General features: G+C 64.4%; 7 protein-coding genes and 1 pseudogene. 7 read left to right on the top strand and 1 reads right to left on the bottom strand.

Features of this window, described 5'->3' with window-relative positions; genetic code table 11:
- Window positions 1–310 precede the first annotated feature (310 nt).
- On the bottom strand, window positions 311–1,477 hold the full coding sequence (locus AC1DWT_RS46245) for a patatin-like phospholipase family protein (protein ID WP_477925829.1): 1,167 nt from the start codon (window positions 1,475–1,477) through the stop codon (window positions 311–313).
- A gap of 478 nt (window positions 1,478–1,955) precedes the next feature.
- On the opposite strand from AC1DWT_RS46245, the gene AC1DWT_RS46240 reads away from it, so the two are divergent.
- From AC1DWT_RS46240 to AC1DWT_RS46210, 7 genes and pseudogenes are all read left to right on the top strand, one after another.
- Window positions 1,956–2,507, top strand: coding sequence for a YceI family protein (locus AC1DWT_RS46240; RefSeq protein ID WP_073370352.1), 552 nt, complete (start codon window positions 1,956–1,958; stop codon window positions 2,505–2,507).
- Between the two features lie 231 nt (window positions 2,508–2,738).
- On the top strand, window positions 2,739–5,753 hold the full coding sequence (locus AC1DWT_RS46235) for a winged helix-turn-helix domain-containing protein (protein WP_477925828.1): 3,015 nt from the start codon (window positions 2,739–2,741) through the stop codon (window positions 5,751–5,753).
- 401 nt (window positions 5,754–6,154) lie between these two features.
- Window positions 6,155–6,832, top strand: coding sequence for a flavin reductase family protein (locus tag AC1DWT_RS46230; RefSeq protein ID WP_477925827.1), 678 nt, complete (start codon window positions 6,155–6,157; stop codon window positions 6,830–6,832).
- Window positions 6,833–6,891: 59 nt separating this feature from the next.
- Window positions 6,892–8,475 (top strand): 4-hydroxyphenylacetate 3-hydroxylase family protein, encoded by a 1,584-nt coding sequence (locus AC1DWT_RS46225; RefSeq protein ID WP_477925826.1) that lies wholly within the window; start codon window positions 6,892–6,894, stop codon window positions 8,473–8,475.
- A complete protein-coding gene (locus tag AC1DWT_RS46220; protein WP_477925825.1) occupies window positions 8,472–8,990 on the top strand; it encodes a VOC family protein in 519 nt (172 codons plus the stop codon). The genes AC1DWT_RS46225 and AC1DWT_RS46220 overlap by 4 nt, the downstream gene beginning before the upstream one ends.
- Entirely contained in the window at window positions 8,987–10,192 is a 1,206-nt protein-coding gene (locus AC1DWT_RS46215) for a luciferase domain-containing protein (RefSeq protein ID WP_477925824.1), read from the top strand. Before AC1DWT_RS46220 ends, AC1DWT_RS46215 begins: the two co-directional genes overlap by 4 nt.
- Before the next feature lie 338 nt (window positions 10,193–10,530).
- Window positions 10,531–10,777, top strand: a pseudogene (locus AC1DWT_RS46210) (glutathione S-transferase family protein); the annotation flags it as partial.

The raw sequence follows: 10,777 nt of genomic DNA, 5'->3' as shown, positions 1-10,777 counted from the left end.
GACCTACGCCGCCCAGGTCGTCACCCTGCCCGCCGCACCACAGCACTCCTGAGAAGCTGATCTCGAACCGCTACCACCACTTTCAGCCCTGGCGTTCCTCACCGGTCCGAGCCACGCGCCCGTCGATGCACCCGTCCCGGAATGCCGAAACGTCGATGGCCAGCCGTGCCTGCGGGCATGCTCGGCCACCGCGACGTCCGATCCGATAGACACCGGATACCGACCGGAAAACACCGACCACCTACCGGGAGGGTCGGCCTCCACTCGAGCATCCGGTCGGTTCCCCGCGGCGGCGGGCGCGGATCACACGCTACGCGTTGCGCCCGGTGGTTCGGGGTCGGTGAAGTCGGAGCCGACCGTCGGCCCGACCCAGCGCCGCCGCGGGCACCGTGAATGCCGGGTCGAAGAACAGGAAGCTGAGCAGGCCCCCGCGGTCGGTGGCCTCGCCGCCGATGAACCGGGCCAGCACGCTCAGTTGCGGATGCCGCAGCCGCCGCAGCCCGCGATACCGTTGGCGGAACACCTCGTCCGCCAGGACCGCGAGCGCATCCGCCCGCTCGAGCGGCGGACCGGCGAATTCGACATCGATGTGCCGGAAGGGCGCGCCGCCCGGGTCGGCGTGCGCCTGTGCGTTGCGGGACTCGAGACGGTGYAGGTCTTCGACCATCCGATCGGCGAGCATGGCCCGCAGGATCACCCCGGCGGCGTTGAAAATGTCCGGTTCGCCGGTGCCGGTGTGTTGCTGCGACGGCAACCCGGTCGGCCAGTGGCGGGGCCGGGTGGAGACCATGCCCAGACGGTCGGCGCCCATCTGGACGGCYGGCTTGAGCGGCATGTTCAGCCGCAATCCGCCGTCGACGTACCAGCCGGCCCACGCCGGCGGGGTTCCGATGTGGATSGGCCGGAACAGCCCCGGCACCGCCGCGGACGCGAGCACGTGCTCGGGCCGCAGCTCGGTCTCCACGTAGCTGATGTTGCGGTTCGCGTCRTACCGGGGCAGCTCAATCGMGGGGTGCTTCTCGACGAAGACCACGGTGCCGCCGGTCGCGACCGAGGTGGCGGCGACGGCGACCGCCTCGACGATCCCCCGCTCGATGTTTTCGTGCACCCGCTCGAACGGCACCAGCTTGGTGATCGTCTCGGTCATCCGGGTGGTGTCGAACAGGCTCGACAGTCGCACGTGCAGCCCCGCGAGCTGCCCCAGATACCGCAGGCCGCCGCCGGCGATGCTGCTGACCACTCCGAACACGTCGTCGAGCGCCACCGAACTCCAYCGCGACACCACGTGTTCGGCGGCCTGGTCGAGGCCCAGATSGGCATCGGCGGCGAGACCGGTCACGGTCAGTGCACCGGCGCTGGTACCGACCAGAATCGTCGGCGGACGGCCGAGTCGGGGCAGCAGCGAGGTGATGGCGCCGGCCTCGTAGGCGCCGCGGGCGCCGCCACCCGAGACGACGAGTCCCACGCGCTCGGCCACCCGCTGACAGTAGCGAGCCGCTCTGGCCTGTGGGAGCGTTTGACTGGTTTCGGGCTGTCGCTGTGACGGCGCCCGTCGGAGGTGCGTTTTACCGTCGGCTGCGCGGTATCACACGACAGCATCCCTCCGGAACTCCTCCGAATGCGGCGACTGACGTCCCACCTCGGCATCCCTTCCCGAAACTCGCACGATCCATTGTCGGGGTGTCCACCCCAAGTGGGCAGTCTCAGTTTCGTCCTCGTTAACGCCGACCCGACACCATCGCTCACATGACCTGGACGGCTCATGGAACAGGGGAGGTGGTAACTGTCTGACCGGTGCGGAGATGGGCATCCCAACGCACGATATCCCGCCACACCGAACTCGTTCCCGCACCGATATCGGCGGCTGCATCCCGAAGCGTGCAACCCACATTGAGAGTTGCAGGCGGATACCTCGTGAGCCGTTTCTTCACACAACTACTTCTCCAGGAGAGAACATGACCACTGCACTAGCAACCCCCGGCCTTTCCACGGGCACCTGGGTCATCGACCCGGTCCACTCCACCGTCGGCTTCACCGTCCGCCACCTGATGGTGAGCAAGGTTCGCGGCACCTTCGAAGATTTCTCCGGTCAGATCACCATCGCCGAAGACGGCACTCCGTCGGTTCAGTCTGAAATCGCGGTTGACTCTGTCAACACCAAGAATGAGCAGCGCGACGGGCACATCAAGTCCGCAGACTTCTTCGAGGTCGAGAAGTTTCCGAAGGCCACCTTCACCTCGACGTCGGTGCGTTCGAAGGGTGACGGCTTCATTCTCGAGGGTGACTTCACCCTGCACGGCATCACCAAGAAGATCGAGCTGGAACTCGAGGTCAATGGCGTCAATCCCGGCATGGGCAACGGACCGGTCGCTGGCTTCGAGGCCACCACCGTAATCAACCGCAAGGACTTCGGAATCTCGATCGACATGCCCCTCGAAGGCGGCGGCGCGGTCGTCGGTGACAAGATCACCATCAATCTCGAGATCGAGGCGGGCCTGCAGGCCTAGCTTCGCCCAGTGGAGTGCGTGTGACTGCCTCTTGGCAGGTGGCCGCACGCACTCTGCGGTTCCCATGCGGTCCCTTCCTCCGCACATCAAAATCGGAGATCGGCACTACGCCCGCGGGATGCCTCGGTCGGGGGGCATCCCGCGGAAAGTCGGACCGCTGTTCGAGCCATACAGAATGAGCGGTCGCTGGAGCACACTATGTGTAACCGGCGGGCAAGAGAGCGAAGCGTCATGCAGGAACCCAGCAAGATCGTCAAGGGGCGGGTGCGACCACCTCCCCTCCCTACTCCTCTGGTTTCCCGACCTCGGATCGAGGGGCTACTTGCGCGACTGATCGAGGACTATCCGGTCGTCTACATACACGCCACCGCGGGGGCTGGAAAAACGACCGCGGTGCTGCAAGCCGCCCAGACGATCACCCGCCCGGTCGCCTGGCTGAGCGCATCACGCACCGACGAGACCACCGGACAGTTCTTGACCTACCTGGAGGAGGCGTTAGCCAGGCAGGTACCAGCTGTAGCCGGTGTAGCGACAGGGGCCATGGCCGCTGGCTTTCCTCACTCAAATGTGGCCGGTCTCCTCGCCGAAGCACTCGGTGACGCGCCGGTCGTCCTGGTCCTCGACGACACCGAGCGCCTGGCCACCGCTGAGGCGACCTTGGTCGTGCTCGGCTCGTTCTTGAGTTATCTCCCGCCGACTGCCCGGACGGTGCTAGTTGGCCGCAGCGAGCTACCGATCGACCTCGGTTCCCGAACCATCCGCATGGTAGCCGGCATCGGCGACGACGATCTGGCATTCACCCGGGAGGAGGCCGCCCAAGCAGTCGTCGCCGCCGGGAATCCGGATACTGACCCGGACAAGGCCATGAAGGCGACAGGTGGATGGGTGGCTGGCGTTCTCTTCGAGGCCTGGCGGTCGGCCGAGCATGTTCCCGGCATGGGCGGCGAAGCCGACCCCCTGCACGGCTATCTCTCCACACAGATCCTCTCCCAGCTCACGCCTGAAGAAGTCGACTTCCTGGTCACGACCTCCGTACTTGACCAGGTGACTGCGGCATTCGCGGAGGCGCTCGGTCTGGCGAACCCGGCGGCTCGACTGCATCAGCTTCGTGCACGCCACCTCCCGGCAAACTGGAGCCGGGACGGCCATACGTTGCGTTGCCATCCCCGATTTCGGGAGTATCTGCTCGAACTTCTCGATCGCCGCCCCTCGGCCGAGGCCCGGGAGATAAGACACCGTCATGCCGCGTTGTTGGCACGGCACGACCATTACGAGGAAGCTGTCGCCGCGTTCTTGGAAGTCGGAGCACTCCCTGAGGCCTTGGTCGCCGCCGAGCACTGTCTCGAGGCCGTCACCGAGCGGGCCGACTTGCAATTGGCCGAGCAATGGTTGGCAGCGTTGGCGCCAGTGCGCGACAGTCGACGACGGCTCGCGCCCGCCGAGTTGATGCTGGCCGTTGCCGGCGAAAACTATCGAGAGGCTGTCGAGCTGGCTGACGACCTTGCGGACGACGGCGAACGCGAAAGTCTAGCTCGGTCGTCCAGTCGCGCTGGCGCTCTCATGTCTTGGTCGTATATGCACGTCGGTGAACTGGGACTTGCCCGTTCGATGCTCGACTTCACCGCACCCGGCCCATCCCGTGACGCGATGCAATACTGTCTGACGCTGGTAGATGACGGTCCACCACGTATCCCCCCCGCCCGCGCCCTCTGTGGCGATAGCTTCGATGCACTCGTCATGCGAGTGCACTACTACCGGGGATATTTCGGTCTGACGATGGAGCATTGGACGACCGGGTGGGCGGCCAGAGTTGGCGAATCCTGGCGTATCGGAGCCCTCCTCGATATGGGCCGCACCGAGGAAGCCGTCCGCCTGTTCGAAGCGACATCCGCGGGCGCGGGTGAGGGTGTGTGGTTCTCGGCCATCCTGACTGTGAAAGTCATGTGTCGGTTGGGGCGGGTCGACGAGGCGCGGCGTGCGTTGCAGATGGGGCGGACCCGTATTCGTGCCAGCGGCTCGATCATGCTCAAGATGTTCAGCTATCTGGAGGAAGCGGACCTGGAACTACGCGTCGGAGGCGACCTCGCGGCCGCGAAAACTGCACTCCTCCACATCCTGGACCTGCCGGAGTCCAAACAGTATCTGTTCGTCCGTGAACAGGCACTGACCTCGCTCGCGCTGATCATGCTCCGTGATGGTGACGCCGACACCGCGGCAAAGCATCTTCGCGAGGTAGTCGCCGCAGCCGTTCGCAGTGACCGTGTGTTCTCCCTGGCCCACGCCGGTGTCTACCTGGCCGAGGCCGAATGGCGCCTCGGTAATCCTGACGCGGCTGACCGCGCCGCCGATGTTGCGCTCGATGCCGCATATCGCCAGGGGACGAACCACCCTATTCTGCAAGCACTCACAGATTATCCGGGGGTTCTCTCACGCCGACTGGACGCTGAAGCCGACAGGGATTCGGACTGGCACGTTCTTGGGCGGGCATGGGGATCGAGCCACGGTGGGACGACGGCCACGGTCGGAGCGAAGATCGTGCTGACCGAGTTCGGTGCAGTTGCCCTCAGCGTGAACGGCGCCGATGTCAAGCCGCGCATCAAGAAGAGCTACGAACTGCTCGCCTACCTTCTCGATCGACGGGCCAGCGAGGCGACACGAGACGAACTTCTCGGTGCGCTGTTCGACGGCAGAACAAGCGACTCGAATCTGTCCTACCTGCGCCAGGCGATTCATCATCTACGGCAGGTTCTCCCTGCGGACGCACGTCTTGAAGTGGTTGCCGGTGGCGTCCGGCTCGGCTCGGAGGCACTCATCACCAGCGAATCGTTACGGTTCGAGGAACTGGTTGCCGAGGCCGCCGCACTGCGCGGTGGAGATCGGCTGGGCACGATGCGACGAGCCTTGGAGCTCGTCGGCCGCGGCCCGTACCTACCCGGTGTGAAGTCGGTCTGGGCCGAAGAGCACCGCGCGCATCTCCGAGACCGGGCCACCAGCCTCCGCTTCGAGGCCGCTGAGACTGCAGTCGGTTTAGACGAGCTGGTAGAGGCTGAGGAGTTTATTGCGCAGGTCCTGCGGGAAGATCCGTTCCACGAAGCCGCCTACCGCTTGGCGATGAGGCTTGCCGACGCAACCGGGGACGAGACCCGAGTCGTGGCCGTCTATCGGTCGTGCGAGCACGCTCTCGCAGAGATTGGGGCGGCACCATCGGCAGCTACTCGGGACTTGTTGACGAGGCTGCATCGCTAAGGATCGTCTATAGCGATCCGACGTCTCGCATCGGGTGCCACCGATGCCTACACGAGCGGTGAAGGCCATCGAGGCCGGCGTCTCAGAATCCAACATCGCCACAAGTGCCGGCACGGCGTCTGAGCGCAGTAGCCGTGCCGTAAACCCGCCAATACCTTCCCTGGGCGGGGCGACGACGACAATCTCGACGGTCACCTCGACCGCACTGCAGAGTGCTTCGCAGCGTGAACCCCTGAGGTGCTCGGGCCATGATGTCGAACTGAAGGTGTTCTCTTCGAACCGGTCGGCCTGGCTGGCGCTGCCGCGGTTTCGAGTCGGTTAACAGTGCCCTGGGATCTTAGTCACATGACGCAGGTCACCCCCGATGCGCGGGAAGGTCCACGCGGACGACAGTTTCCGAGTTGATCAGGCGTAGCGGCGACCCGAGTTTCACGGCCTCATTGCCGCAGCTCGGTTCGGCGCTGCATGAACGGCTGACGGTGGAGATCGTCGACGACGACAAACAGAGGGAGAAGAACGAGATGAAGACCGCCGACAGCACATTGTTCCGACGCACCATCAGTCGTTTCGCCAGCGGAGTAACGGTTATCACCACCAGCCACGGCGGCACCAACCACGGAATGACCGCGAGCGCTGTCACCGCGCTCTCCCTGAATCCTCCGATGCTGGTCCTCTGCGTCAATCGGGAAGCTCCAACTCACGAAGCGATCAGCACGGCCGACAGCTTCGTCGTCAACGTGCTCTCCAAGAGCCAGGAACCTTTGGCGCGACTGTTTTCTCGCCCCTCCGACGACAAGTTCGCGGGAGTCGAGACGTACACCAGCGCACTGGGACTGCCGGTGATCACCGGCTGCCTGGCTAACTTCGAATGCACGGTCACCGCCAGAACGACCGGTGGCACGCACACCATCTTCATCGCCGACGTCCGCGCCGCTGCCGCCTACGACGAACGCAAGCCCTTGCTCTACTACGCCGGCCGCTTCGGTCGACTCGTACTGGCCGAGGACGACCTGCGGGATCTCAACCGACTCGAGAAGGCCGAGTCGGGGTGGACATCGGACTGGTTCCGCATGGCCTGAACATTCGTCCCACTCTGACCCTTACCCCGCTTCACCGGCACAACCCATGGAGGTATCTCATGACCACATCAACAAACCCACAGGCCGACACCGGCGTGGCTTCCCCGGCCGACGTCAAAGAGCCGCCCACAGGCGCTGAGTTCCTGGAATCGCTTCGGGACGGCCGCGTCATCTACTTCGACGGGGAAGAGATCAACGACGTCACCACTCACCCGGCATTCGCCACCAGTGCCCGTAGCTACGCCCGCATGTACGACTCGCTCCACGATCCAAAACGACGGGACATCCTGACCTACGTCACCGAGCGCAACACACGCACCCACAAGTTCTACAAGATGGCAGAAACCAAGGAGGACCTGTACCAGGCGCGAGACGCAATCGCGGAGTGGGCCCGCATGAACTTTGGGGCCCTCTCTCGTGGGCCGGATTACAAGGCCGCCCTGGTCGCCTCCTTGGCCGCAGACGCCGATTTCTACGGTGAGTACGCAGGCAACGTGCGCCGCTGGTATGAAAAGGTCACCGACGAAGTAGCGTTCGTGAACCTGAGCTTGCTCAACCCAGCGGGCGACCGGTCCAAGCGACCGGCCGAACAACGCGACGTGTACATGCACGTCGTCAAGGAACGCGAGGACGGCATCGTGGTTCGCGGCGCGCGCATGATTTCCACTGGTGCCGCCTTCAGCCAGGTCACCTACGTCAGTCAGTACATCCCCGCGGGTGGACTCGCGGACGACGAAGCCGACTTCGCACTGGGCTTCTTCCTACCCATGAACGCGCCCGGCGTGAAGTTCATCGGACGCGGATCCTATGAGAGCTTGGCCAAGAAGGTGGGATCCCCCTTCGATTACCCGCTCTCGAGCAGATTCGATGAATCCGACCTCGGCCTTGTGTTCGACGATGTCTTTGTTCCATGGGAGAACGTGACAGCGTATCGAAGCCCGGAGGCGGTCAATGGCCTGTTCTCGCGCGGCTTCGCTCAGCGCTTTACCTTCCACGCCGCAGTACGCACGGCGGTGAAACTCGACTTCATCTGTGGGCTACTGCTCAAGGCGACCGAAATGCAGGGCATGAGCGGTTTCCGCGGCGTACAGGCCCAGGTGGGCGAGCTGATTGGATTGCGGCACGGAATCTGGGGATTGAACGCCGGCATGATCGCCGATGCCCACCCCGGTCCGGGCGGCTACCTGCTTCCCAACACCGAATACGGGATGCAATGGCGCCAGATATATGGAGAAACCTTCACCAAGGCTCGTACCATCTTCCTGAACATCCTGGCTGGATCATTCATCCAAATACCGTCGACCGCCGAAGATTTCAAGAATCCCGTGATCCGCGGCTACCTGGATCAGTACTGGAAGGCCTCGAAGGGCACCGCCGAGGAGCGGGTGAAGCTCATGCGAATCATCTGGGACATGTTCAGCACCGAGTTCGGTGGTCGAACCGAGATCCACGAACGCACCTTTGCCGGTAGTTACGAGGCCAACCGGATCGAGACGTGGAGCGCCGCCGAGCACAGGGGCCTCAGCGACCAGTTCAGGTCCATGGTTGACGAATGTATGAGCCAATACGACCTGGACGGCTTCACCGATCCGGCGTGGTCATCGGTTCCGTGGACCACCAACGCCCCGGTTGTAATCCAATGATCGCGGTCCGCGGCCTGAATCACGCCGTGCTGTTCGTCAGTGACCTCGAGCGAGCCATCAGCTTCTACGGCACGACTCTCGGATTGGCGGTGGCTGCCCGCGAACCTCGAGCCAACGCGGCTTTCCTACGAGCGAAGGATTCGGACAACCATCACGACCTCGGGTTGTTCGGTCTCGGGGTCGGCGCCCGGCGCCCCGCCTCGGGCCACACCGGCCTCTACCACCTCGCCTGGCAGGTCAACACCATCGACGAACTGGCGGAGGCACGCGACGCACTCCTGAGGTCAAATGCCTACCATGGTGAGTCGAGCCACGGCGCCACCAAAAGCATCTACGGCTTCGACCCCGACGGCAACGAGTTCGAAGTGATGTGGATGTTGCCACGCGAAGAATGGGGAATGTACGAGTTCAGCGCGCCCGTCGAGCCGCTGGATCTCGAAGCGGAAGTGCAACGCTGGGCAGGGGTGGCAACCGCGCAGCGGTACTCGGCCAGCGCTCGAGAGGAACGGATATGACCGCCAAGCAATTCCCCGCGCCGGTCGTCGCCGAGTGGGGCTCAACGGACCCCTCGGCCCCACTCGTGGTGCTGCTACACGGGCGAGGCAGCGACGAGGCCGCCATGGGCACACTGGTGCCGTTCCTCCCACCGGGTCCGCGGTACGTGGCTGTCCGCGCCCCATTGTCGGAGGGAGGCGGGTTTGCCTGGTTCGCGAATCGAGGAATCGGCCGCCCGATCCAGGAGAGCCTCACCGCGACTATGTCCTGGTTTCGATCCTGGTTGGACTCCGTCACGACACCGAAACAACCCGTCATTCTCGTCGGATTCAGTGGAGGCTCAGCCTTTGCCGGTGGCTTGCTGCTGGCCGACCCCAGTCGGTTCTCTGGTGCCGGCCTGCTCTACGGAACTCTCCCGTTCGATGTCGGCCTGCCCCTCACCGCGGGACGTTTGACCGGAGTCCCGATCTTCCTGGTTCACGGCCTCCACGACACCGTCATACCTCCCGAATTGCAGGAGTGGACATGGGAATACCTCGTCAAATACAGCGGTTCCCCGCTGTGGGCGGAACGCGAACCGACCGGCCATGAGCTCACCGAACGCACCATCCGTGCCCTCGGGTGGTGGGTCTCCGAACGGTTGAACTTCGTCACGCGGCCGACGGACGAAGACGGCGGCACTTCCGGCACTTCCGACACGGCGGTGTACTGGCCGACGCTGCCGGACGGCACACTCCCGCACCGCGTTGGGCCGGCGCCGGAGGTCAGCGTCACCACACCGCAGCAGCAGGAGACGCAGAACGCGCCGCCGGAACTTCAAGAGAAGCTCTTCGAGCGGATCCGGCGACTCCCCGGCGTCACCATCGCGCCCAGCGAGATCTCCGTCCCAGGTGCGCGGGCCCTGCAGCTTGGACCTGAGGATGCCAGGGGCGGCCAGGAGGCGTTCATCGTTCCGTCAGTGGGGGAGTTCGCCCACCTTCATCCTCACTTCGACGGCAGCATGCACATCGTGCTGCCGCCCGCTCTTGCGATCGATGCCCTGCAGAAGGGGTGGGCGGTGGCCCACCCGCTGGCCGGCCTTCGACTGTCGGAGGGCATGGTCTTGGTCTACGGACCCCGCGACACCGCCGAATTGGATGTGGTGACCGGGATCGTCGGCGCAAGCCATGCCTTCGCAACCAAGATCGGGCACGGGGTACACGATGAACTCCGTCCGCTCTAGCTGGGCGCAAGGCCGGTAATCGGGTGTGGTGAACCTGATGTGAAGAACTCCTCCGGTTGGGGGTGGTCTTCTGAGGGGCCCATCCCCACCGGAGGTCAACCGAAACTCTGGGACGACCTGGAACGTACTGAGCAACCTCATTCAGGGATTCCGATGTCCGCCCACGCGTCCTCGCGACCTTTACTGATCCGCCGCGAGCAGTACAGCGGTTGTGACCGTGCATCGCGAACGCCGCGAGACTCCATCGCTGCCGATCTCCAGTATCCGAGTTATGTGACCGCACCCATCGACAACTGGAAGACACTGAGAGCCATCGAAAGACGGGGAACGAGTCGACCATGACAGACCGGACGTCAGAACCGCACGGCACGGAAGGCGCGTACGTCGAATCCGGCGCCGAGTTCACGCGCGACACGCACTACATCCCCACCCGCATCACGGCCGACGGCCGCGACGGCTATCCCGTCGAGCCCGGCCGCTACCGACTCGTGGCCGCCCGCGCCTGCCCGTGGGCCAACCGCGCCATCATCGTCCGGCGGCTGCTCGGGCTCGAAGACGTGTTGTCGATGGGGCTGTGCGGCCCCA

This window comes from Rhodococcus sp. P4_B6 (genome assembly GCF_056402215.1).
The sequence above is the reverse complement of the archived record's forward strand: the minus strand, read 5'-3'. Positions and strand labels throughout refer to the sequence as shown.

What these genes read in the sequence shown, in the direction of transcription:
- AC1DWT_RS46240 (WP_073370352.1), top strand. Translation starts at nt 1,956, where the DNA reads ATGACCACTGCACTAGCAACCCCCGGCCTTTCCACGGGCACCTGGGTC.
- AC1DWT_RS46235 (WP_477925828.1), top strand. Translation starts at nt 2,739, where the DNA reads ATGCAGGAACCCAGCAAGATCGTCAAGGGGCGGGTGCGACCACCTCCC.
- AC1DWT_RS46225 (WP_477925826.1), top strand. Translation starts at nt 6,892, where the DNA reads ATGACCACATCAACAAACCCACAGGCCGACACCGGCGTGGCTTCCCCG.
- AC1DWT_RS46220 (WP_477925825.1), top strand. Translation starts at nt 8,472, where the DNA reads ATGATCGCGGTCCGCGGCCTGAATCACGCCGTGCTGTTCGTCAGTGAC.
- AC1DWT_RS46215 (WP_477925824.1), top strand. Translation starts at nt 8,987, where the DNA reads ATGACCGCCAAGCAATTCCCCGCGCCGGTCGTCGCCGAGTGGGGCTCA.